Annotated in this window: 22 protein-coding genes and 1 pseudogene; 9 read left to right on the forward strand and 14 right to left on the reverse strand. The window is 71.3% G+C overall.

Annotated features, from left to right (window positions below; all coding sequences use genetic code 11):
* A partial coding sequence (locus tag ABEA26_RS27515) for an SCO2400 family protein (RefSeq protein ID WP_345596051.1) occupies nt 1–720 on the forward strand: 720 nt, incomplete at its 5' end.
* Nucleotides 721–748: 28 nt separating this feature from the next.
* Here the strand turns inward: ABEA26_RS27515 and ABEA26_RS27520 are convergent.
* A complete protein-coding gene (locus ABEA26_RS27520; RefSeq protein WP_345596052.1) occupies nt 749–1,189 on the reverse strand; it encodes a MarR family winged helix-turn-helix transcriptional regulator in 441 nt (146 codons plus the stop codon).
* Nucleotides 1,190–1,323: 134 nt separating this feature from the next.
* On the opposite strand from ABEA26_RS27520, the gene ABEA26_RS27525 reads away from it, so the two are divergent.
* The 3 genes from ABEA26_RS27525 to ABEA26_RS27535 all read left to right on the forward strand — a co-directional run bounded on the left by ABEA26_RS27525 (nt 1,324) and on the right by ABEA26_RS27535 (nt 3,870).
* A complete protein-coding gene (locus tag ABEA26_RS27525; protein WP_345596053.1) occupies nt 1,324–2,346 on the forward strand; it encodes an NADP-dependent oxidoreductase in 1,023 nt (340 codons plus the stop codon).
* Between the two features lie 119 nt (nt 2,347–2,465).
* Nucleotides 2,466–2,885, forward strand: a complete 420-nt coding sequence (locus ABEA26_RS27530) for an organic hydroperoxide resistance protein (protein WP_345596054.1) — start codon at nt 2,466–2,468, stop codon at nt 2,883–2,885.
* Between the two features lie 133 nt (nt 2,886–3,018).
* Nucleotides 3,019–3,870 carry an EI24 domain-containing protein gene (locus ABEA26_RS27535; protein ID WP_345596055.1) on the forward strand — a complete coding sequence of 284 codons (852 nt, stop codon included), beginning with the start codon at nt 3,019–3,021 and terminating at the stop codon, nt 3,868–3,870.
* Here the strand turns inward: ABEA26_RS27535 and ABEA26_RS27540 are convergent.
* From ABEA26_RS27540 to ABEA26_RS27550, 3 genes are all read right to left on the reverse strand, one after another.
* The gene (locus tag ABEA26_RS27540; protein WP_345596056.1) at nt 3,815–5,167 is read right to left on the reverse strand and encodes a pyroglutamyl-peptidase I; all 1,353 of its coding nucleotides are present in this window, start codon (nt 5,165–5,167) and stop codon (nt 3,815–3,817) included. The two genes, ABEA26_RS27535 and ABEA26_RS27540, sit on opposite strands and share 56 nt — an antisense overlap.
* A 444-nt stretch (nt 5,168–5,611) precedes the next feature.
* Nucleotides 5,612–6,601 carry an aldose epimerase family protein gene (locus tag ABEA26_RS27545; protein ID WP_345596057.1) on the reverse strand — a complete coding sequence of 330 codons (990 nt, stop codon included), beginning with the start codon at nt 6,599–6,601 and terminating at the stop codon, nt 5,612–5,614.
* Nucleotides 6,602–6,683: 82 nt separating this feature from the next.
* The gene (locus ABEA26_RS27550) at nt 6,684–7,595 is read right to left on the reverse strand and encodes an SGNH/GDSL hydrolase family protein (protein ID WP_345596058.1); all 912 of its coding nucleotides are present in this window, start codon (nt 7,593–7,595) and stop codon (nt 6,684–6,686) included.
* A 257-nt stretch (nt 7,596–7,852) separates the two neighbouring features.
* Here ABEA26_RS27550 and ABEA26_RS27555 point away from each other — a divergent pair, with 257 nt between their 5' ends.
* A complete protein-coding gene (locus ABEA26_RS27555; RefSeq protein WP_345596060.1) occupies nt 7,853–8,347 on the forward strand; it encodes a DUF3145 domain-containing protein in 495 nt (164 codons plus the stop codon).
* 227 nt (nt 8,348–8,574) lie between these two features.
* On the opposite strand, the gene ABEA26_RS27560 is transcribed toward ABEA26_RS27555, so the two are convergent.
* The 5 genes from ABEA26_RS27560 to fasR all read right to left on the reverse strand — a co-directional run bounded on the left by ABEA26_RS27560 (nt 8,575) and on the right by fasR (nt 13,621).
* Nucleotides 8,575–9,864, reverse strand: a complete 1,290-nt coding sequence (locus tag ABEA26_RS27560) for a beta-ketoacyl-[acyl-carrier-protein] synthase family protein (RefSeq protein ID WP_345596061.1) — start codon at nt 9,862–9,864, stop codon at nt 8,575–8,577.
* A gap of 87 nt (nt 9,865–9,951) precedes the next feature.
* On the reverse strand, nt 9,952–10,200 hold the full coding sequence (locus ABEA26_RS27565; protein WP_121746777.1) for an acyl carrier protein: 249 nt from the start codon (nt 10,198–10,200) through the stop codon (nt 9,952–9,954).
* Between the two features lie 103 nt (nt 10,201–10,303).
* Nucleotides 10,304–11,335: a ketoacyl-ACP synthase III gene (locus ABEA26_RS27570; RefSeq protein ID WP_345596062.1), complete on the reverse strand. Its 1,032-nt coding sequence runs from the start codon at nt 11,333–11,335 to the stop codon at nt 10,304–10,306.
* Nucleotides 11,336–11,351: 16 nt separating this feature from the next.
* Nucleotides 11,352–12,326 (reverse strand): ACP S-malonyltransferase, encoded by a 975-nt coding sequence (locus tag ABEA26_RS27575; protein ID WP_345596063.1) that lies wholly within the window; start codon nt 12,324–12,326, stop codon nt 11,352–11,354.
* Between the two features lie 89 nt (nt 12,327–12,415).
* Nucleotides 12,416–13,621 carry a fatty acid biosynthesis transcriptional regulator FasR gene (fasR, locus tag ABEA26_RS27580; protein ID WP_345596064.1) on the reverse strand — a complete coding sequence of 402 codons (1,206 nt, stop codon included), beginning with the start codon at nt 13,619–13,621 and terminating at the stop codon, nt 12,416–12,418.
* A gap of 150 nt (nt 13,622–13,771) precedes the next feature.
* Between fasR and ABEA26_RS27585 the strand changes: the two genes are divergently transcribed.
* On the forward strand, nt 13,772–14,428 hold the full coding sequence (locus tag ABEA26_RS27585) for a pirin family protein (protein WP_345596071.1): 657 nt from the start codon (nt 13,772–13,774) through the stop codon (nt 14,426–14,428).
* 145 nt (nt 14,429–14,573) lie between these two features.
* Entirely contained in the window at nt 14,574–16,052 is a 1,479-nt protein-coding gene (locus ABEA26_RS27590) for a COG1470 family protein (protein ID WP_345596065.1), read from the forward strand.
* A 115-nt stretch (nt 16,053–16,167) separates the two neighbouring features.
* Here ABEA26_RS27590 and ABEA26_RS27595 read toward each other — a convergent pair whose 3' ends face one another.
* The 3 genes from ABEA26_RS27595 to ABEA26_RS27605 form a co-directional block, all read right to left on the reverse strand.
* A complete protein-coding gene (locus ABEA26_RS27595) occupies nt 16,168–16,581 on the reverse strand; it encodes a hypothetical protein (RefSeq protein ID WP_345596066.1) in 414 nt (137 codons plus the stop codon).
* A gap of 695 nt (nt 16,582–17,276) precedes the next feature.
* Nucleotides 17,277–17,474, reverse strand: a complete 198-nt coding sequence (locus tag ABEA26_RS27600) for a DUF397 domain-containing protein (RefSeq protein WP_345596067.1) — start codon at nt 17,472–17,474, stop codon at nt 17,277–17,279.
* Entirely contained in the window at nt 17,434–18,282 is an 849-nt protein-coding gene (locus ABEA26_RS27605; RefSeq protein WP_345596068.1) for a helix-turn-helix domain-containing protein, read from the reverse strand. Before ABEA26_RS27605 ends, ABEA26_RS27600 begins: the two co-directional genes overlap by 41 nt.
* A gap of 93 nt (nt 18,283–18,375) precedes the next feature.
* Here ABEA26_RS27605 and ABEA26_RS27610 point away from each other — a divergent pair, with 93 nt between their 5' ends.
* Nucleotides 18,376–18,819 (forward strand): ATP-binding protein, encoded by a 444-nt coding sequence (locus tag ABEA26_RS27610; protein WP_345596069.1) that lies wholly within the window; start codon nt 18,376–18,378, stop codon nt 18,817–18,819.
* On the opposite strand, the gene ABEA26_RS27615 is transcribed toward ABEA26_RS27610, so the two are convergent.
* Entirely contained in the window at nt 18,785–19,606 is an 822-nt protein-coding gene (locus ABEA26_RS27615; protein WP_345596070.1) for a serine hydrolase domain-containing protein, read from the reverse strand. The genes ABEA26_RS27610 and ABEA26_RS27615 overlap by 35 nt on opposite strands.
* Before the next feature lie 18 nt (nt 19,607–19,624).
* On the reverse strand, nt 19,625–20,035 hold the full coding sequence (locus ABEA26_RS27620; RefSeq protein WP_345596072.1) for a GNAT family N-acetyltransferase: 411 nt from the start codon (nt 20,033–20,035) through the stop codon (nt 19,625–19,627).
* A 174-nt stretch (nt 20,036–20,209) separates the two neighbouring features.
* Between ABEA26_RS27620 and ABEA26_RS27625 the strand changes: the two are divergent.
* Nucleotides 20,210–20,480: pseudogene (locus ABEA26_RS27625) on the forward strand (IS200/IS605 family accessory protein TnpB-related protein); the annotation flags it as partial.

Raw genomic sequence — 20,480 nt, forward strand, 5'->3', positions numbered from 1 at the left:
TGCAACCCGTGCCGACGGCACCTCAACGGCGCCCTCGCCTGCCCGGGGTGCGGCGCGCCGGTCGTACGACTCCGTGTGCCCGAACCCCACTTGGCGGAAGGTGAGGAGCGGACACCGCGGGAAGCCGGCGAGGCGGGCGCGCCCGACGAGGCCCCCGGCGACGTCCCACCCGACGGGCGGGCCGGCCGTCGCGACCGCAAGGCCGCCGCGCACCGACGACGCCGCCGCCGGGCCCTGTTCGTCACCGCGGGCTTCGTCCTGGCGGCCGGGGGGCTGAGTCTCGCCGAACTCGGCACGGACGCCCCGGACTCCTCGGGCTCCCCGGCGAAGCCGGCCGCGGCGGGTGGGAGGGCGACGGACGGCGGGGCGAGTGGGGCGGTGGGGAAGTCGTCGGCGGTCCCGGCCGAGGCCGCATCGGGTGCGAACACGGACGCGACCTCGGCAGCGCCGACCTCCGAGGCCTCGACCTCCGCCTCCGCCTCGACAACGCTGTCGGCGTCGGAGTCGGCATCGCAGTCCGTGGAGTCGGACGGGACGGAGTCGAGGACGCCGGGCGGGACCGAGGTGCCGCCGGCGTCGGCGTCCGAGACGGCCCCCGCGCCCCACCCGCCCTCCACGGGCCCGGACGACCCTCCCCCGACGACGAGTCCGGCGCCGCCGACCTCACCGGACCCGGAGCCGACCGAGACGTGCGACCGCTTCCTGTGGTGGTGCACGTAGCCGACGGGGCCGCCGGAACGCCTCCGGCTCAGTCCCCCAGCATCGTCCGCAATGCGTCCCGCAGGGCCACCCGCTCGCCCTCCGACAGCCCCGCGAGCGGTTCCCGCGCGAACCGCAGCGACTCCCGCAGCCCGCGCGCAACCCGCCGCCCCTCCTCCGTCGCCCCCGCCACCTTCACCCGGCGGTCGCCGGGGTCCGGGCGGCGTTCGACCAGCCCGCGCGCCTCCAGTCGATCCACGATCCCGGTGACGTTCGACGGCTCGCACCGCAGCTTCCGTGCCAGCTTCCGCATCGGCAGCGGCTCCAGCGAGAGCAGGCTGAGCAGCTTGGCCTGCGCCCCGGTCAGGGCGCGTTCCGCGGCGGCCTCCTCGTAGTCGGCGTGGAAGCGGGCCACGACCTCACCGATCAGCTCGACGACTTCCAGGGTGAGAGTGTCGGGTCGGCGTGGGGTGTCGTGTGGTGTGGCCATGGAATCCAGGGTACCCATTTGTTTGACAACCTGAAATGTTCAGACGCATGGTTGTTTCAGAGGCTGAAACATCTCGGAGTCTGAAACATCCCCGAAAGCCCCAGGAAATCCGAAAGCCCCAGGAAAGGTGCCCCATGACCGACTCCCCCGCCCTCCCCGACGTCAACCGCGAATGGCACCTGGTCAGCCGTCCGGTCGGTTGGCCCAAGCCCGAGGACTTCGCCCTCGTCGAGGCGGAACTGCCCACCCCGGGTGAGGGCCAGGTACTGGTGCGCAACGTGTACGTCTCCGTCGACCCGTACATGCGTGGCCGCATGAGCGCCGCCAAGTCCTACGTCGCCCCCTACGAGCTGGGCAAGCCCATGCAGGGCGGCGCGGTCGGCGAGGTCGTCGCCTCCAACGCCGAGGGCATCGCCGTCGGCGACCACGTCCTGCACTTCTTCGGCTGGCGCGAGTACGCCGTGGTGGACGCGAAGAACGCCGTCAAGGTGGACCCGGACGCGGCGCCGCTGTCGACGTACCTGGGCGTGCTCGGCATGACCGGGCTCACCGCCTACGCCGGCCTGCTGCGCACCGCCGCCTTCAAGGAGGGCGACGCGGTGTTCGTCTCCGGCGCGGCCGGCGCCGTCGGCAGCCAGGTGGGCCAGATCGCGAAGCTCAAGGGTGCCTCCCGGGTCATCGGCTCCGCCGGCTCGGACGAGAAGGTCAGGCTGCTCGTCGACGAGTACGGCTTCGACGCCGCCTTCAACTACAAGGAAGGCCCGGTGGGCGAGCAGCTGCGCGCCGCCGCCCCGGACGGCGTCGACGTCTACTTCGACAACGTGGGCGGCGATCACCTGGAGGCCGCCATCGGGTCCCTCAACCGGGACGGCCGCATCGCCATCTGCGGCGCGATCTCCGTCTACAACAACACCGAGCCCGCTCCGGGCCCGAAGAACCTCGCCCGCCTGATCCAGACCCGCGGCCGCATCGAGGGCTTCCTGGTCGGCGACCACTACGACCTCCAGCCCCAGTTCGTCCAGGAGGTCGGCCCCTGGGTCGCCTCCGGCAAGCTGAAGTACCGCGAGACGGTCGTCGAGGGCATCGACAACAACCTGGAGGCCTTCCTCGGCGTCCTGCGCGGCGACAACACGGGCAAGATGATCGTCAAGCTCTGACGCCCCCTCCGCGCGGAAAGAGCGGCCTTCACTCAGTTTCCGGCATGCGGTAACGTATTTCCGAAATCCGTCGTGATCGTGGGCGCGAGTCACGACGGACCGAGGAGGAAGACAACCGCATGCCCATACAGCAGTCCGAGGTCCTCTACACCGCCGTCGCCACCGCCGAGAACGGCCGCGACGGGCGGGTCGCCACCGATGACGGCAAGATCGACGTGGTCGTGAACCCGCCCAAGGAGATGGGCGGGAACGGCGCCGGCACCAACCCGGAGCAGCTGTTCGCCGCCGGGTACAGCGCCTGCTTCCAGGGCGCCCTCGGCGTCGTGGCCCGCCAGGAGGGCGCCGACATCACCGGTTCGACCGTCACCGCGGAGGTCGGCATCGGCAAGAACGACGACGGGTTCGGCATCATCGTCGAGATCTCCGCCGAGATCCCGTCGGTGGACGCCGACACCGCGCGGTCGCTGGTGGAGAAGGCCCACCAGGTCTGCCCCTACTCGAAGGCGACCCGCGGCAACATCACCGTGACGCTCGTCTGACCGGTGCTCGGATTCGTACGGGGCGGCGCTCGAGCACTGGGCGCCGCCCCGCCCGGAACGGTGCGACCGGTGGGTCCGGGGCACCGGGGCCGCAGCCGACGCAGTGAGGGTGCCGACCGGTAGAGTGCCGCCCATGCGTGATCTTGGGGCGGGATTCGGCCATCTTCTGAGGGGCCAGCGGTGGGTGGCCCGGCACGGCAGGAGTTACGGCTTCGGGCTCGTCCCGGGCCTGATCACACTGGTCCTGTACGCGGCCGCACTGGTCGCGCTGGCGATGTGGGGCACGGACTTCACCGCCTGGGCGACCCCCTTCGCCGACGACTGGTCGAGCCCCTGGCTCGGGCTCTTCCGCGGCTTCCTCACCGCCGTCCTGTTCGCCCTCGCCCTGCTGCTGGCCGTCCTCACCTTCACCGCGGTCACGCTGCTGGTCGGCCAGCCCTTCTACGAGAGCCTCTCCGAGCGGGTGGACCGTGACGTCTCCCCGGACGGCACCGCTCCCGAGTCGAACCTGTCGCTCATGCGCGAGCTGTGGATCTCCGGCCGCGACAGTCTCCGGATCCTCGTCCGAGCCGCGGTCTGGGGCGTACTGCTCTTCGCCCTGGGCTTCATCCCGGTCGTCGGCCAGACGGTGGTCCCGGTGGTCGGCTTCCTCGTCACCGGCTTCTTCCTCACCGAGGAACTGGCCTCCGTCGCCCTCCAGCGCCGCGGGGTCGAACTGCGCGACCGCCTCGCGCTCCTGCGCTCCCGCAAGATGCTGGTCTGGGGCTTCGGCACCCCCTTGGGCGTGTCGTTCCTGGTGCCGTTCGTCGCCGTGTTCCTGATGCCGGGCGCGGTCGCCGGCGCCACGCTCCTCGCCCGTGAACTGCTGGGCGAGGAGACCCGCGACGGCGACGACGACCGCTCCGTCGGCGGTACCGCCGACCCGGCGGTCAGCTCCGGTCCGCCCGGCCCGTTCGGTCCGCCCGGTCCGGCTCCGAGGCACTGACCGCCACGGCCACGATCGCCCGCACCTGCGCCACGATGTCCAGCCGGTTCCGCACGAACGCGGGGTCGGTGACCGCCCCGGCCGCCGGATCGGCGTTCCCGACCCCGAACTCCAGCACCGGTGTGTGGACGTGCCCGCCCGGCAGCGAGTCGTGCAGCCCGAGCCGGTCCCGCAGCAGGGTCGCCCGGTAGGCGATCTCGTTGGACAGGTAGTCCCCGCCGCCGCCCGCGCGAGCCGTCGAACCGGGCGTGGGCCCGTTCGGCCGTACGACCGGTTCACTGTCTCCCGCCGGGATCTCGGTCACGCTCGTGTTGTCGTACACGGGGAAGCGCCCGGTGTCCGCGGCCGCGATGGCCTCGTAGGGCAGCGTGGTCGTCGTCCACTGCGGCTGCGAGGCCGGGTCGGCGACCGGGACCGTCTCCGTGCGGGAGACGTTGTCGTTGTCGGGGAAGCCACCCCGCCAGGCCCCGTTGGTCCGCTCCACGTCGAACCGACCGACCCGGCCCTGGCTCACGGTCGTGAACAGGTCCACCCTCGGCAGATACGCTCGCAGCGCCCGCTCCACCGCGCCTTCCCCGAAGTCCTGCCAGCGCACCGGGAACACGGCCGTCTCCACCCGGGCGGGCCCGTCCGGTGTGTCGATCACCGTGCCGTCCAGGGCGAGCGCGGCGGCGCCGGACGGGTTGGAGATCCGGATGTCCCGGTCCAGCGTGAACGGGTCGAAACCGGTGAGCAGGACCCGCTTCACGCCCGTGCCGGTCCGCCCGTCCTCGCCCTTGCCGGTCAGGCCGCTACCGCCGTGGGGGAGGCGGATGTCGCTCTGGCCGCGCGAGGTGCGCTCCAGTTCCCCGAACAACGCGGCACGCTGCCGCTCCGTCAGCCGGAAGCCAGGCTCCCAGGTGCGCAGTTCACGCGTCATCGTGAGCCTCGCCCAGTACAGCGGCCGGTCGTCGTCCCGGCTGAGGTCCCCGCGGGCCGGCCCGCGCCCCTGCGCCCGGTCCACGGCCCGCCGCCACAGCGCGGAGCCCTCCCGCGCGACGACGCGACGCGCCTCGCGGTAGGAGCCCGCCCGCCCGAGCCCGCGGGCGAACACCGGCGCCACCGCGGCGAATCCGGAGCGCCGCAGGATCTCCTGGGGCACGTCCCCGTCGAGCCGCCGCTCCTCGACGGTCGGCGCCGCCGCGGGCGCGGGCGCGGGTGCGGTGGCCGATGGTGCCGCGGTGGCCGTCACCGGGGCGGCGAGCCCCGCCACCAGGGCCAGCCCGAGTACGCCGATCCGAACGCGTGTGTGTGACAAGGGAGTCCAGGTCCTTCCGTCGCCGTGGGGTGCGCTGCCGGACGGCGGCAGTATCCCGTGACGGAAGGAGCGCGCGCTACGGCTGGGATGGGGGTCCGTCCCTGAACCCGCGTCCGCCGTCGTGACGCGTGGGACCGTTCACGGGTCGGTGCGATCAGTGCGATCGGTGGTTGGCCGCACCTCTCGGACGGTGGGAAGACCCGGCGGCTCTGCCGGCATGCGGCGACTTCGGAAAGGCGCCACGACCGCCTCCGACATGGGTGTTTGTGAAGGGTTCGTACGAACTCCTGATCGGACGCCCGATCGCGGGCTGCCGGATCACCACGACGATTAACGTCGGACTCCGGGACGCCCGCGAGGGCGAGCCCCCGCGGACAGCCCCGGTCCGGGACCTGACGGCCGGGCCGGGGCCGAGCCGGTGGGCGCGGCACCCGCCGCCGCTCGCTACCGCACCGAGAAGCCGTACACCGTCTCCGAACGGAACGCCTCGCCCGGCCGCAGCACCGTGCTCGGGAACTCCGGCCGGTTCGGGGAGTCGGGGAAGTGCTGCGTCTCCAGTGCGATGCCGTCACCGGGCGCGAAGGGCTCGCCCAGGTGGTCGGCGGTGTACAGCTGGAGGCCGGGCTCGGTCGTCGCCACCGTCAGCACGCGCCCCGACACCGGGTCGTACAACTCGGCGACCTCCTCGGCGGTGCCGGTCACGCCCTTGTCCAGGACGAAGTTGTGGTCGTAGCCCGCGCCGACCTTCCGCGCTTGCCGGAAGTCGAAGCGCGTGTCCGCCACGTCCTGCGGGCCACCCGTCGGGATCAGGTCGGAATCGACCGGCGTGATCCGGGAGGCGGCCAGCCGCAGCTCGTGCCCGCCCGCGTGCCCGGAGCCCGTTCCGCCCAGATTGAAGTAGCTGTGGTTCGTCGGGTTCACCACGGTCGGCGCGTCCGTGACCGCCTCGTACACGATCCGCAGCGCGCCCGACTCCTCCAGCGTGTACGTCGCCGACATCTCCAGCCGGCCCGGGAAGCCCTCCTCGCCGTGCGGACTGACCCGGCTCAGCCGGACGCCGTGCCCCGCGCCGTCCCCGACGGGGGCCGCGTCCCACACCCGCTTGTCGAAGCCGCGCTCGCCGCCGTGCAGCGAGTTCGGCCCGTTGTTGAGCGCCAGCGCGTAGGTCCGCCCGTCCAGCGGAAAACGGCCGCCCGCGATGCGGTTGGCGTAGCGACCGACGAGCGCGCCCAAGTAGGGGTCCGGGTGCGTCACATAGCCGTCCAGGCCGGCGAACCCCAGCACCACGTCGGCGGTGTCGCCCTCCCGGTCCGGGACCTCGGCCGACTGCACGATCCCGCCGTACGACAACACCCGTACCCGTACGCCGGCCCGCTCCAGGGTCCAGCGGTGGACGGGGGTGCCGTCGGAAAGTGTGCCGAAGAGTTCGTTCATGTGCGGAACTCTAGGACACGGTCACGACCAAGTCGGGGCGGGTCATGCCGGGTCATGCCAGGTCAGGCCGTGTCAGGCCGTGTCAGGGGTTCTTCGCGGTCACGGCGTCGTACGCGATCTCGGCCAGCCGGGCCTGTCCGTCCACGCTCGGGTGGAACCAGTCCCAGCGGCTCAACTGGCCGGTGCCGAAACGGAACTCGTGCACCGCGCCGCCGTCGGTGCGGCACCGCCGGTCCTTCGCGCAGACCTCCCGCAGGACCTCGTTGTAGTCCTCCACCCGCTCCCGCACCGTGTTCCGCCGCAGCTTCGCCGCCGAGTCCAGGGAGTCCGCGTCGCCCAGCATCGACGGGCAGATGCCCAGCTTCCACACCTGCCTGCCCAGCGGGTTGGTGCGCCCCTGGGACCACAGCCGCTTCAGGTCCGGGATGCTCGCCACGTACACCTGCGCCTTGGGCAGTTCCCTGCGCAGGGTGCCCATGGCCTCCTCGAACTGGCTCCGGAAGTCGGTCACCGACGTCATCGCCGAGGTCGTCGCCCGGCACGCGTCGTTCGCCCCCACCATCACCGCGACCAGCTCGGGCCTGTGCGCCGCCGCCCGGGTGACCTGGCCGGTCAGATCGGCCATCCGGGCCCCGGTGACCGCGTGGTTCCAGCTCCGCTCGGCCGCGTCCGCCTTCCCCAGGAGCCGTACGGCGAGGCTGTCGACATCGGCGCTGCCGCCGGTCGCCCAGGAGACCTCGGGGCAGTCCGACAGGATCGTGCAGGCGTCGAAGCCGCGGGTGATGGAATCGCCCACGGCGGCGACGGACTCCGGGCTCGTGTCCCAGACCGGGGTGGGCTCCGGACGCTTCGAGGCGGCGTCGGACGGGGCGGGGGAGTCACCGCCCACGGCATCGCAGCCGGTCACGCCCAGGACGGCGGCGGTCAGGACGGCGAGTGCGGCACGCGCACGGCGACGGCCGCTCCGGGTCCCCTGGTCCGTCCCCTGCCGCATACCGGTACCACCCCTCGCCTCGTGCCTCCAACGTCCTCAACCCATGACACCGCGTGAGGGTTCCCGAGGGCGTCGGTGCGACGGCTCACACCCGCACAAGCGTCCTGCCGGGTGAATGGCGGAGGTTTGTCGGCAGCGGGACCGACGGTACGTCACACTCCTTGCCCCGGCGCACGGTAGCCTCGCCATCAACGTGGTCCGCCCGGTCACGGCCGTTCCGCCCGTTCCGAGATGTCCCGCTCAGCCCGGAGGTTCCGGTGACGACACGTGGAGTTCTGTACGTGCACTCCGCGCCGCGCGCGCTCTGCCCGCACGTCGAGTGGGCCATCGCCGGCGTGCTCGGCACGCGCGTCAGCCTCGACTGGAGCCGACAGCCCGCCGCGCCCGGCACCTGGCGCTCGGAGTTCTCCTGGCAGGGCCAGGCAGGCGTCGCCTCGAAACTCGCCTCCGCCCTGCGCGGCTGGCAGCTGCTGCGCTTCGAGGTCACCGCGGAACCGTCGGCGAACGCCGAGGGCGAGCGCTACAGCTGCACCCCCGAGCTGGGCATCTTCCACGCCGTCACCGGCATCCACGGCGACATCATGATCCCCGAGGACCGGCTGCGCGCCGCCCTGGTCCGCTCCCAGCGCGGCGAGACCGACCTGGAGTCCGACATCGCCAAGCTCCTCGGCAAGCCCTGGGACGACGAACTGGAGACCTTCCGCCACGCCGGCGAGGGCGCCCCGGTCCGCTGGCTGCACCAGGTGGTTTGAATCCCCTCCCCTCCCCTCCCTGAGGGGAGGGGATTCCTGGCTCGGGCCGCCTCCCGGAGCAGCGTTCCAGGAGGTTTTCCGCCCTCGACGCCAGCCGGGTTGAGACCAGCCCGGAGGAGCATGAACCTCCTCGCAGGAATCAGGTGAAACACCGTCACCCTCATGCGGAAGGGCCCCCACCCGGTCAGTCACCGGGTGGGGGCCCTTCACACGCGTACGGACGTCGCTCAGACCGTCCGGAACGCCAGGACGACATTGTGTCCACCGAAGCCGAACGAGTCGTTCAGCGCGGCGATGCGGCCCTCGACGGGCAGCTTGCGGGCCTCACCGCGGACGATGTCCGCCGCGGCCTCGGCCTCGGGGTCGATGTTCTCGACGTTGATGGTCGGCGGCGCCACCCGGTGGTACAGGGCGAGCACGGTCGCGACGGACTCCACGCCGCCCGCGCCACCGAGGAGGTGACCGGTCATCGACTTGGTGCCGGAGACCGCCATGTGGTCGACGTCGTCGCCGAGGACCTTGCGCAGCGCCTTCAGCTCGGCGATGTCACCGGCCGGCGTCGAGGTGGCGTGCGCGTTGACGTGCACGATCTCGGCCGGGTTGAGGTCGGTGTTGTCCAGCAGGTTCTGCAGGGCGTGCGAGATGCCGCGGCCCTCCGGCTCCGGCTGCACGATGTCGTGGCTGTCGGCGGAGATGCCCTGGCCGACCGCCTCCGCGTACACGCGGGCACCGCGCGCCGCGGCGTGCTCGGCGGACTCCAGGACGAGGACGCCGGCGCCCTCACCGAGGACGAAGCCGTCGCGTCCCGTGTCGAAGGGGCGCGAGGCACCCTGCGGGTCGTCGTTGTTCTTGGACATCGCCATCATGTTGCCGAACGCGGCGATGGGCAGCGGGTGGATCGCCGCCTCCGTGCCACCCGCGACGACGATGTCGGCGCGGCCGGTGCGGATCATCTCGATGGCGTAGCCGATGGCCTCGGCGCCCGACGCACAGGCGGAGACCGGCGTGTGCACGCCTGCCCGGGCGCCCACGGCCAGACCCACGTTGGCGGACGGGCCGTTCGGCATCAGCATGGGGACGGTGTGCGGGGAGACGCGGCGGACGCCCTTCTCCTTGAGCACGTCGTACTGGTCGAGCAGGGTCGTCACGCCACCGATGCCGGAGGCGATGACCGCGCCGAGCCGGTGGGGGTCGACGCTGCCGCCTTCACCCGCCTCCGTCGTCTCGTCGGCCCTGCCGGTGAAGCCGGCGTCCTTCCAGGCCTCCTGCGCCGCGATCAGCGCGAACTGGGCCGAACGGTCCAGTCGGCGGGCCTGGGGCCGCGGGATGACCTCGGAGGGGTCCACGGCGACCGGTGCGGCGATACGGACCGCCTGGTCGGCCGCCCACTCCTGCTCCAGGGGCTTGACGCCGGACCTGCCGGCGACCAGGCCTTCCCAGGTAGAGGCTACGTCGCCACCCAGCGGTGTGGTTGCGCCGATACCGGTGACGACCACGGTGCGATTGGTCGAGCTCACGGGAATTCTTTCTCCAACGGGATACGGATTCGTACGGCGCCACCGCCGGGTGGCGGGGCAGTCAGCCCAGAGGCAGTGATCGGGTGATCAGCTCTGGTGCTTGAGGATGTAGTCGGTCGCGTCGCCGACCGTCTTGAGGTTCTTGACGTCCTCGTCCGGGATCTTGACGTCGAAGCGCTCTTCGGCGGCGACGACGACCTCGACCATGGACAGCGAGTCGACGTCCAGGTCGTCGGTGAAGGACTTGTCCAGCTGGACGTCCTCAACCGGGATGCCGGCGATCTCGTTCACGATCTCGGCGAGACCGGCGACGATCTCTTCCTGAGTGGCGGCCATGATGGCGCTCCTTCTTTGTTGTCCAGAGAGTGTGGCGGCCCACCGCGTCAGCGGCAGGTGGTACTGGTCTCCGTCCCGGACCGTGTGATCCGGCACGGAGTGCCTAGGGGAGGGTAACGACCGTCGCGGCGTACACGAGACCCGCCCCGAAGCCGATGACGAGCGCGGTGTCGCCGCTCTTGGCCTCACCGGTCGCCAGAAGCCGCTCCATCGCGAGCGGAATCGAGGCGGCCGAGGTGTTGCCGGTGGTGCGGATGTCACGGGCGACCATGACGTGCTCCGGCAGCTTCAGCGTCTTCACCATCGAGTCGATGATCCGCACGTTGGCCTGGTGCGGGATGAAGACGTCCAGGTCGTCCGGGCTGATCCCGGCCGCGTCCAGCGCCTGCTGGGCGACCTTCGCCATCTCGAACACGGCCCAGCGGAACACCGCCTGGCCCTCCTGCGTGATCGCAGGAAACTTGACGTTGCCCTTGGAGTCGAGGGGCAGCTCGGAGACGTCGCCGATCCTGAACCGGTCCCACGGGACCGTCTGCTTGATCGTCTCGGACTTGTCGCCCTCCGAACCCCAGACGGTCGGGCCGATCGCCGGCTCCTGGGACGGGCCGACCACGACCGCGCCGGCGCCGTCGCCGAACAGGAAGGCGGTGGCCCGGTCCTCCAGGTCGGTCAGGTCGGAGAGCCGCTCCACGCCGATGACGAGCACGTACTCCGCCGAACCCTCGACGATCATGCCCTTGGCGAGGGTCAGCCCGTAGCCGAAGCCCGCACAGCCCGCCGAGATGTCGAAGGCCGCGGCCTTGTCCGTACCCAGCTTGTCGGCGATCTCGGTGGCGACGGCCGGGGTCTGGCTGAAGTGCGACACGGTCGACACGACCACGGCGCCGATCTGCTCGGCGCCGATCCCGGCGTCCGCGATGGCCTTGCCGGAGGCCTCGATCGACATCGCCGCGACGGTCTCGTCGGGACCCGCCCAGTGCCGCGTCTCGATGCCGGAGCGCGAGCGGATCCACTCGTCGGACGAGTCGATCGTCTCGAGGATCACCTCGTTCGGCACGACCCGGGTCGGGCGGTAGCCGCCGACGCCGAGGATGCGCGCGTACGGGGCGCCCTTGCTGGGCTTGATCTTCGACATGCTCTCGCGCTCCTTGTCAGGCCTGCTCGGCGGCGGGGCCGGCGTCTCCGGCGTGCTCGGCCACGAGCTCGCGGGCCGCGTCGAGGTCGGCGGGGGTCTTCAGGGCCAGGGTCTTCACACCCGGCAGCGCCCGCTTGGCCAGACCGGTCAGTGTGCCGCCCGGGCACACCTCGATCAGCGCGGTGACGCCGAGTTCCTTGAACGTCTCCATGCACCGGTCCCAGCGGACCGGATTGGCGACCTGGCCGACCAGGCGCTCCAGTACCTCGGCGCCGCCGGCGACGGCCTGCCCGTCCCTGTTGGAGATGTACGTCACCTTCGGGTCGGCCGGCGCGAGCGCCTTCGCCGACTCGGCGAGCCTGTCCACCGCGGGCGCCATGTGCTCCGTGTGGAACGCGCCGGCCACCTTCAGCGGGACGACCTTGCGCACCCCCTCGGGCTTGTCCACGCTCAGCGCGGCCAGCTGCTCCATGGTGCCGGCCGCCACGATCTGGCCGGCGCCGTTCACGTTGGCCGCGGTCAGGCCGAGCTTCTCCAGGTGTGCCACGCTCACCTCGGGGTCGCCACCGAGCAGCGCCGACATGCCCGTCTCGGTCACCGCTGCGGCCTCGGCCATCGCCAGGCCCCGACGGCGTACGAGGGTCAGCGCGGCGGTGTCGTCGAGGACCCCGGCGAACGCGGCGGCGGTGATCTCACCGACGCTGTGACCCGCGACCGCGCCCGGCGCGATCCGCGTACCCGCCGCCTCACCGGCGAAGGAGTACGTACCGAGCGCCGCGGCGGACAGGAGTCCGGCGGCGACGAGCAGCGGCTGGGCGACGGAGGTGTCACGGATCTCGTCCGCGTCGGCCTTCGTGCCGAAGTGGGCGAGATCGAGTCCAATGGCGTCGGACCACCCGGCGACGCGGTCCGCGGCGCCGGGAAGGGCGAGCCAGTCAGTCAGGAAGCCGGGCGTCTGGGCGCCCTGGCCGGGAGCGACGAGTACGAGCACTCTCACACTCTCTCTTGAGGACGGCCGCGACCGCCCGTGGGGACAGGGACGAAGAACACGAGGGGGTTTTGTAGACCCTCGACAAAATCCTAGAGTTGCGGATCTCCGTCGGCCAGACGCCCCAGGATGAGCGCGATCCGCAGTGTGAACGCAGACCGTACATCAGAGGGTGACCAACCGGTGACGTCAGTCACACGTCGCAGCCGGTAGCGCACGGTGTTCGGGTGAACGAAGAGCATCCGGGCGGCGCCTTCGAGGCTGCTCGCCTGCTCGAGATAGACGCTGAGTGTCTCCAGCAGCGCGGCTCCGGCCTCCTCCAGCGGTCTGTAGATCTCCTCCACCAACTGTTCACGGGCCGAGGGGTCGGAGGCGATCGCGCGCTCCGGCAGCAGATCGTCCGCAAGCACCGGGCGCGGGGCGTCCTGCCAGGCCGTGCAGGCCTTCAGCCCGGCGCCGGCGGCCTGCGCGGACCGTGTCGCGGCCTGCAGGTCGGGCACCACCGGGCCGGCCACGACCGCGCCCTGCGCGAACGGCCCGATCAGAGACTTGGCGACCGCCAGCGGATTGTCGCTGCCACCCGCGATCACCACGAGCCGGTCCCCGAGCACGCCGGTCAGCACCTGGAGCTTGGCGTGCCGGGCCGCGCGCCGGATGGCCTCCACGGTCAGCTCGGAGTCCCCGTCGGGGGCGGTGCCGAGCACGACGCACACGTGCTCGGGCGAGCTCCATCCGAGGGCGGCGGCCCGGGACACGGCCCCCTCGTCGGCCTCGCCGCTCAGCACGGCGTTCACCACCAGCGACTCCAGCCGCGCGTCCCAGGCACCGCGTGCCTCGGCGGCCTGCGCGTACACCTGGGCGGTCGCGAAGGCGATCTCCCGGGCGTACACGAGCAGTGCCTCGCGCAGCACCGACTCGTCCCCGGGAGCGGCGACCTCGTCGATCGCGGACTCCATGACCTCGATCGTGGTCCGCACCATCTCGACGGTCTGCCGCAGCGTGATCGCCCGGGTCAGCTCGCGCGGGGCGGTACCGAAGACGTCGGTGGAGATGGCCTGCGGGGCGTCCGGACGCCGGAACCACTCGGTGAAGGCCGCGATGCCCGCCTGGGCCACCAGCCCGATCCAGGAACGGTTCTCCGGTGGCATGGCTCGATACCACGGCAGTGTCTCGTCCATGCGTGCGATGGCCTGCGCGGCGAGCGTTCCGGAGGACTGCTCCAGCCGCTTCAGGGTCGCGGTGTGCGGGTGGACGGCGTGCGCCCCGGGCTCGGGCTTGCTGGTTTCGGGTTCGGGCACGTGGACAAGACTGCCTTATCGGGACGGGCGGGCGTGTCGCCGGGGCCGCGCTCGACGGCCGGAGCGCCTGCGAAGCACCTCGGGAGCGCTTCGGGAGGACCTCGGAGGACCTCCGGCACGCCGGGTGCCGGGACTACGGTGGACGGCGTGATGGACGTACGGCGCGCCGACGAGCGCTTTCCGGGAGGCGACGCGGCTGCGGGCATCGAGTCGCGGCACGCCTTCTCCTTCGGGCCCCACTACGATCCCGGCAACCTCCGCTTCGGCTCGCTGATCGCCTGCAACGAGGAGCGCCTCGCCCCCGGTGCCGGCTTCGACGAGCACCCGCACAGCCACACCGAGATCGTCACGTGGGTGGTGGAGGGTGAGCTCACCCACCGTGACACCGTCGGCCACGAGACGGTCGTCCGCGCCGGGGACGTGCAACGCCTCAGCTCGGCGGCCGGTGTCCGCCACGTCGAGCGCAACGACGGCTGTGCCCCCCTGACCTTCGTCCAGATGTGGCTGGCTCCCCGCGACCCCGGCGGCGACCCCGCCTACGAGATCGTCCGCGGCATCGCCGACTCCACCCCGTACGCCGTCCCGGAGGCGGGCGCGATGCTCCACGTCCGCCGCCTGGCCGCGGGGGAGAGGACGGCGGTGCCGGACGGGGCGTACGCGTACGTGCACGTGGTGCGCGGCGAAGTGCTGCTGAGCGGGGAGACGCTGGGCGCGGGGGACGCGGCGCGGATCACGGACGCCGAGGGGGCGGAGGCGGTGGCGGCGACGCGGGCGGAGCTACTGGTCTGGGAAATGTCCGGGAGCTGACGTCGACCCGGCCCGGACGGGGCCTTTACCAGAAGCGGTCTCGACTCCCGCTGGGAGCGGGGGCATCCGAGCCCGCCTCTTCGGGCACTCCTGGTGCCCCGTGGCTTGCTGACTCGGCGTCATCGCCGCGTTTAACGTCCGGTGAGTGAGCCTCTGGACTTCCCTCGAGCCCGCCTCCGCGACCGTGGACCCGGGTGGTAGTACGACGGTGCGGCTGCGGCTGCGCAACACCGGTGACGTGGTGGACGAGTACCGCTTCGAGGCGGTGGGCTCTCTCGCCCCCTGGACCACCGTGGAGCCGCAGTCGCTGCGGCTGTACCCGGGGACGACGGGATCGGTGGAGCTGACGTTCGCTCCGCCGCGCACTCCGGACGCCACGGCGGGGCCGAACCCGTACGCGGTGCGGATCACGCCGACGGCGCACCCGGAGGCGGCGACGGTCCCGGAGGGGAACCTCACCATCACCCCGTTCACGGAAGTGCGCGCGGAGTTGGTGCCGTCGACGGTCAAGGGCCGTTTCCGTGGCCGCCCGAAGCTGGCCGTGGACAACCTGGGCAACACGAAGGTGACGGCGTCGGTCAGCGGCAGCGACAACGGTGACCAGCTGTCGTACGAAATCCGTCCGAGCAACGTGCAGATCGAGCCGGGCCGTGCGGCGTTCGTGGAGACGACCCTGAAGCCGCGGCAGATCATCTGGTTCGGGTCGGCGGAGCAGCGCCCCTACAAACTGGCGGTGCAGCGGTCGGGTGTGACACCGCTGGACGTGGAGGGCACGTACGTGCAGCGGGGCTTCCTGCCGCGCTGGCTGGCGGTCTGCCTCAGTGTCTCCATGGCGCTGGCGATCACCTGCGTGATGCTGTGGATCACCTACAAGCCCCAGGTCCGCAGCGCCGCCACCGAACAGCTCCAGGCAGCCGGTGTCAGCAACCTGCCGCCCATCCCCTCACCGACCGCCGAGGCGCCGAAGGCCCCGTCCGCGGAGGTCCAGGCGCCCCCGGCAGGGGCCGGGGCCCAGCAGCCCGGCGGGGAGGATGCCGAAGCCGGAGCCGCGGCCGGAGAGGGAGACGGAGAGGGAGCCGACGCCGGGGCAGGGGGCGCCGGCTCCGAGGAGAAGGAGACCGAGGCGCCGGAGAGGACCGCGGCGACCGCCGTCCGGCAACTGGCCGCCCAGGACCCGGGCGGACGGCACATCTGCTACCGGGTCTTCACGGCTGGCCAGGGCTGGTCCGACGCCGCGTGTGACGGCGAGGCAGCGGGCACCGAGGGCGGGGGGAAGCCGATCACGGCCGTCAACACCGCCGTGTCCGGGACCAAGGGCACAGCCAGCAGGACTTACCTCCCCAACCCCGCTGCCGAGGGCGAGGGGCACTACCCCGGTCCCTGGGGGAACGCCGCCGACGGCATCGACGTCTACGTCGGCAGCACCGAGAAGGACGCCCCGCACATGATGGGGTTCGCCCTCAGCGTCGACGGTGGCGCCGGCCCCGTCTGCCAGACCTCCTACGTCCACAACGACACCTGGCTCGGCCTGGCGTGCGACGAGCCCGGGGTCGGGCTGGGTTTCACCTACGTCGGTACCCACGACAGCAACTTGTGGATCGAGGCGATCAGACTCACGGTGTGATCCGGACCGTCCGAGCTGCCTATGCGGGAGACGGTGCCGGGGTGACGCACGTGGCGGGCCCTGCCGAAGCCGGTACATCTCGGCTTTGGCAGGGCCCGCTGAGCGGAGGGGCCAGTCAGGCTCGGTGGCCCGTTACGTGAACCGCACTCCCATGCGCATGGCCATCAGCTTCCTCAACCTGAAACCCCGCAGACGCGAGAATGCGCAGAAGAGCATCGCGCATACAGTTGTGGATGGTCGCGTGATGGAGCGCCAGGGGAGTGTCGGTCCAGTACTCACTGTTGGCCGTGACATGCAACTGTTCCGGGCTCTGGTTCAGCCCGTTCTGCGCGAGGGTACTCATCGCGGGTCCACCGAGCCGCAGCACGTCGGCCATCAAGCACTGGTCTCGGCGCAGTTGCTCGACGGCCTCGGTGTCGAAACCGTCGTAACTGTCGGCGATGGCAGCGGTGGCTGGAAGCCGGTTGTCGGACGCGGGCTCAGGGCCGAGCAGCCCGGCGAGCACTGTCCCAATGACCGCCAGTGGCACGAGAGGAACGGAGGCGGTACTCAGTCGCCGGGCACGCAATCTCTGCCGGCCACCGCCGCGGGCACGTTGTCCGGGTCTGCCGGACGGGTCGTCAGGTGGTATGTGGGAGCGTCTGAGACGCACTGGAGCATCCTTCGTCGAAGACGGAGGCGGGCAGAGAGGCGCTGGACGAAGAGATGGAAAGCCACCCGCCGACCATCAGCGCCGCACGCCTTGACGACCGCGCTCGCGGCACGACGAAGCCCCACGACTACGGCGCTCCGCGGCCGCCCTGTGGCCGCGCACCGACGGAACGACTCACTCCGCCGGACGCGGCGGGTCACTGTAGGCACGCACCAAGATCACGCCGCAAGATCTCGATCGGCACCTGGCCGAAAAGAGATTCTGGAGGATCAGTGAAGGGCAAGTGTGAACCCTGCGGGGACTCTGTGGGGAGACCGTGCATCGGTCCGGAAGTTGACCCCGTGAAGTTGACCGGAACCTGCCACCCTGGGGGCTGTCGCAGTGGCTTCCCGTCCCCGCGTGAAGATGCTGCAGCCGGGAGGGCCGCACTCACCTGAAAAGCGTGAACCTTTCGACCCTATTGTCCTCACATCGCTCATTCGAGCGCTCCGAGGACGTTTGTGGCCTACGGTTCACGCTTTTCAGCAGGGTGAGCCTCCGCCGGTGCGAGCACTCCTGTGTGCGTACCCCGGCTACCGCAGGCCGTCGACGAACGCGCTCCACGCCCCCGCGCTCACGGTCAGGACCGGGCCGGCCGGGTTCTTGCTGTCGCGCACGGGGACGGCACCGGCGGGGCGTCCGTCGGCGACCTCGACGCGGTCGCCGCCGGTGTTTCCGCTGTAACTGGACTTACACCACTGGGTGTTCCTCGTGCTGGGAGCAGTCTCCATAGCGTTCCTCCATCACGCGGATGATCAGTTCCGCCGAATCCTCCACGGAGAGGGCGGTTGCCTGCAAGCGAGCGTAACGGAGGGCGGCTTCCTTGATGGTCTCCGGACTGGCCGTCATATGGCCGGAGATGACGTCTTCTGTGTAGACGATGTCCGGGTCGTCCTCGAAGCGAAGGAAGTTGAACGAGCCAGCCAGGCTGGCATGGGCCCCGGCCTCATTCGGCAGCACCTGCACCTGCATCCAGCGGTTACGGGTGAACTCCAACAGCCGGGCCAGTTGCCGCCGCATGACGCCGCGGCCGCCGACCGGCCGGTGCAGGACGGCCTCGTCCAGCACCACCCAGGCCAGCGGGGGCTGATCGCGTTCCAGGACGCGCTGGCGTTCCACCCGAGCCGCCACCAGACCTTCCAGGTCGTCCGGCATTCCGGTGGCGAGCACCGCCCGCGCGTACTCCTCGGTCTGCAACAGCCCGTAGACCACCTGCGCCTGGTACGTCGAGATGTAAGCCGCCTTCGCCTCCATCTCCGCGTACGGCTGGAACCAGGTGGGGAGTTGGCTGCGCAGCACCAGGCCGATCAGGCGGGAGAACAGGCCGTCCGTGCCGAGCGCGGCGTCCACGCGCTCGGAGAAGTCCCGGGTCGGGACCTTCTTCGTGGTCTCGATCTGGCCGACCAGTGAGCCGGTGCAGAAGATGATGTCGCCGAGCTGGCCCTGCCTCAGGCCGTGCGCCTCGCGCTGGCGGCGCAGTTCCCAGCCGTAGTAGTCGAGCGGGGAAGCGGTCGGGTCGAGCGACTGGATGTTGGCCACGGCGGCACCTCACTCCGACTACGGACGGCAACGCCTCGCGGCGTTCGTTTCTTTCCGTAGTCGAGCGTAAGCAGCGCGTCGCAGGATTGTGGTGTGAATCACGTAACTGGTCCGCAGGTGACGGACGCCGAGAGCGAGTACCACGCCGAGTTCGCCGTGGGTGAGCACTCGGCCCGGCATCTGCGCCGCATCCTGCGGCTCTACCTGGTCCGCTCGGGTCTGCGCGACCTGGCCGACGCCGCCGAACTGGCGCTCACGGAGCTGGTCGCCAACGTCGTACGGCATGTGCCCGGTCGCCGCTGCCGTGTCTGCTTCCTGCTCCAGCCCGGCGGGGTGCGGGTGGAGGTCGCCGACCACTGTGCGGAGCTGCCTGCCCGGACCGCCGGCGATCCTCACGGCGACAGCGGGCGCGGGCTGGTGACCGTGGCGGCGGTGACCGACCGGTGGGGCGTCACGCCGCGTCCCGACGGGCCGGGCAAGACGGTGTGGTTCGAGTGCCGCCTCAGCCGCGCGGCTCCGCCAGCACCGCGTCCGTGAAGGCCGGCCAGACCTCGGCCGCCCAGGGGCCGAAGGCGCGGTCGGTGAGCGCCACGCAGGCGAGCTGGGCATCCGGGTCGATCCACAGGAACGTACCGGACTGGCCGAAGTGCCCGAAGGTGCGCGGCGAGGACGAGGCGCCCGTCCAGTGCGGGGACTTGGAGTCGCGGATCTCGAAGCCGAGGCCCCAGTCGTTGGGGTTCTGGTGCCCGTAGCCGGGCAGTACGCCCTTCGTGCCCGGGTACTGGACGGTCATCGCCTCGGCGACCGTGCGCGGGTCCAGCAGGCGCGGCGCCTGCACCTCGGCGGCGAACCGCAGCAGGTCCTCGACCGACGAGACCCCGTCCTTGGCCGGGGAGCCGTCGAGGGTGGTGTTCGTCATGCCCAGCGGCTCCAGCACCGCCTGTCGCGCGTACTCGGCGAACGGGATGTCCGCCGCCTTCGCGATGTGGTCGCCGAGCTGCTCGAAACCGGCGTTGGAGTACAGCCGGCGCTCCCCGGGAGGTGCGGTCACCCGGTGCTCGTCGAAGGCCAGACCCGAGGTGTGCGCGAGCAGGTGGCGCACCGTCGCACCGGTCGGCCCGGCCGGCTCGTCCAGTTCGACCGCGCCCTCCTCGTACGCGACGAGCGCCGCGTACGCCGCGAGCGGCTTGGTGACCGAGGCGAGGGGGAACGGCTGCCCGACGGGGCCGTAGGTTCCCACGATCGTGCCGTCGGCGCGTACGACACCCGCCGCGGCGGTGGGAACCGGCCAGTTCTCGATCAACGCGAGGCTCTTCAAGGGCATGCCACCGAGCCTAAGTGCTCAGAGCGTCAGCTCCAGCAAGGGGTCCGTCTTGTGGTGGAAGCCCAGTGAGGCGTACAACGGCTCGGCCTGCGAGGAGGCGGTGAGGCGCACTCGCCGGGCTCCGCGCTCGCCAAACCACTCCAGCAGGGCCTCCATGCAGGCGTGCGCGTAGCCGCGACGGCGCGCGTCCGGGTCGGTGGCGACGCTGAACACGTAGCCGTCGACACCGAGCGGGTTGCGGGCGCCGCCGATGCGGTAGTCGAGCGTGCCGGCCACCAGCGCCGCAAGGGCCCCCTGCCGCTGTGGATGGTCCACGACGAACGCCGCGAAGGTGCCGTCCGGATCGGCCAGCCTGCCGCGCAGGACGGGCAGGGACTCGGCGTGCCACTCGGTGGAGGGGTGTGGAACTGCTCGTCTCTGAGTGCGTATGAGTGTGTTCTGGCGTGTGTGAGTGGGTGCGGAGTGCGGGTGTGGTCCGTGGGATGGGCTTTGTTGCGTCCGGGGGAGGGAACGGGAGTCCGTGTGTCGAATGGGTGACCTTTGACGGGTGTGTTCGTTGGGTGGGGTGAGAGGGTTTTCGAGCTTGTCGGGGGAGGTGTGAGGATGGGTGGTTTGCGGGAGTTTGCGGCGCCGTTCGTCGCGCTGGGCCCCTCGGGGGTGGCGGTCCGGACCCGACTGGGGCAGCTCACCGCGGTGGATGTGGAGGTGCTGCGGCGGGTGGGCGCGCATCTGGGCGCCCTGGCCTCCCGTGATCTGAAAGCGCGCTGCCGTGACGGACTCGGTCATGATGCCAGGGCGTGGGCGGTGCGCAAGCGGGAGCTGACACCGCAGTCGTCGGCCCGGTGGGCGGGTGCGATCACGAAAGCCACGCACG

The organism is Streptomyces marokkonensis, from assembly GCF_039539045.1.
In the GTDB taxonomy this organism is placed as follows: domain Bacteria; phylum Actinomycetota; class Actinomycetes; order Streptomycetales; family Streptomycetaceae; genus Streptomyces; species Streptomyces marokkonensis.

Coding starts and splice junctions, on each gene's coding strand:
- ABEA26_RS27550 (WP_345596058.1), bottom strand. CDS start 7,595: ATGCGGCAGGGGACGGACCAGGGGACCCGGAGCGGCCGTCGCCGTGCG.
- ABEA26_RS27520 (WP_345596052.1), bottom strand. CDS start 1,189: ATGGCCACACCACACGACACCCCACGCCGACCCGACACTCTCACCCTG.
- ABEA26_RS27600 (WP_345596067.1), bottom strand. CDS start 17,474: ATGGAGACTGCTCCCAGCACGAGGAACACCCAGTGGTGTAAGTCCAGT.
- ABEA26_RS27585 (WP_345596071.1), top strand. CDS start 13,772: ATGGACGTACGGCGCGCCGACGAGCGCTTTCCGGGAGGCGACGCGGCT.
- ABEA26_RS27570 (WP_345596062.1), bottom strand. CDS start 11,335: ATGTCGAAGATCAAGCCCAGCAAGGGCGCCCCGTACGCGCGCATCCTC.
- ABEA26_RS27545 (WP_345596057.1), bottom strand. CDS start 6,601: ATGAACGAACTCTTCGGCACACTTTCCGACGGCACCCCCGTCCACCGC.
- ABEA26_RS27530 (WP_345596054.1), top strand. CDS start 2,466: ATGCCCATACAGCAGTCCGAGGTCCTCTACACCGCCGTCGCCACCGCC.
- ABEA26_RS27535 (WP_345596055.1), top strand. CDS start 3,019: ATGCGTGATCTTGGGGCGGGATTCGGCCATCTTCTGAGGGGCCAGCGG.
- ABEA26_RS27525 (WP_345596053.1), top strand. CDS start 1,324: ATGACCGACTCCCCCGCCCTCCCCGACGTCAACCGCGAATGGCACCTG.
- ABEA26_RS27565 (WP_121746777.1), bottom strand. CDS start 10,200: ATGGCCGCCACTCAGGAAGAGATCGTCGCCGGTCTCGCCGAGATCGTG.
- ABEA26_RS27615 (WP_345596070.1), bottom strand. CDS start 19,606: ATGCCCTTGAAGAGCCTCGCGTTGATCGAGAACTGGCCGGTTCCCACC.